This is a genomic window from Falsirhodobacter sp. alg1, assembly GCF_000739715.2.
GTDB lineage: Bacteria > Pseudomonadota > Alphaproteobacteria > Rhodobacterales > Rhodobacteraceae > Falsirhodobacter.
Map to the genome: position 1 here is coordinate 1 of NZ_BBJC02000019.1, position 1,153 is coordinate 1,153.

Annotated in this window: 1 protein-coding gene; it reads left to right on the forward strand. The window is 49.3% G+C overall.

The window, feature by feature from the left end; genetic code table 11:
* A partial coding sequence (gene bla / locus TR36_RS13850; protein WP_062763519.1) for a class A beta-lactamase occupies positions 1-656 on the forward strand: 656 nt, incomplete at its 5' end.
* Between the last annotated feature and the right edge of the window lie 497 nt (positions 657-1,153).

The following is a 1,153-nucleotide window of genomic DNA, read 5'->3' on the forward strand; positions in this document are numbered from 1 at the left end:
CTTTTAACGTTCTGCTATGTGACGCGGTCTTATCCCGTGTTGACGCCGGGCAAAAGCCACTCGGTCGCCGCATACACTATTCTCAGAATGACTTGGTTGAGTACTCACCAGTCACAGAAAAGCATCTTACGGATGGCATGACAGTAAGAGAATTATGCAGTGCTGCCATAACCATGAGTGATAACACTGCGGCCAACTTACTTCTGACAACGATCGGAGGACCGAAGGAGCTAACCGCTTTTTTGCACAACATGGGGGATCATGTAACTCGCCTTGATCGTTGGGAACCGGAGCTGAATGAAGCCATACCAAACGACGAGCGTGACACCACGATGCCTGCAGCAATGGCAACAACGTTGCGCAAACTATTAACTGGCGAACTACTTACTCTAGCTTCCCGGCAACAATTAATAGACTGGATGGAGGCGGATAAAGTTGCAGGACCACTTCTGCGCTCGGCCCTTCCGGCTGGCTGGTTTATTGCTGATAAATCTGGAGCCGGTGAGCGTGGGTCTCGCGGTATCATTGCAGCACTGGGGCCAGATGGTAAGCCCTCCCGTATCGTAGTTATCTACACGACGGGGAGTCAGGCAACTATGGATGAACGAAATAGACAGATCGCTGAGATAGGTGCCTCACTGATTAAGCATTGGTAACTGTCAGACCAAGTTTACTCATATATACTTTAGATTGATTTAAAACTTCATTTTTAATTTAAAAGGATCTAGGTGAAGATCCTTTTTGATAATCTCATGACCAAAATCCCTTAACGTGAGTTTTCGTTCCACTGAGCGTCAGACCCCGTAGAAAAGATCAAAGGATCTTCTTGAGATCCTTTTTTTCTGCGCGTAATCTGCTGCTTGCAAACAAAAAAACCACCGCTACCAGCGGTGGTTTGTTTGCCGGATCAAGAGCTACCAACTCTTTTTCCGAAGGTAACTGGCTTCAGCAGAGCGCAGATACCAAATACTTTCCTTTTTTTTTACACGCAGAAAGCCGCATACGAGATCATGCCTAGTCTCGTGGGCTCGGAGATGTGTCTAAGAGTCAGCGGGGCACAACGGCCCTGTTCATGCGGGCCGTGGCGCGGCTACCGCAGGGCACCCTTGTCTTGCCGGGGTTCGATACGGACCTGCCGGCCGCGGTATGGGAC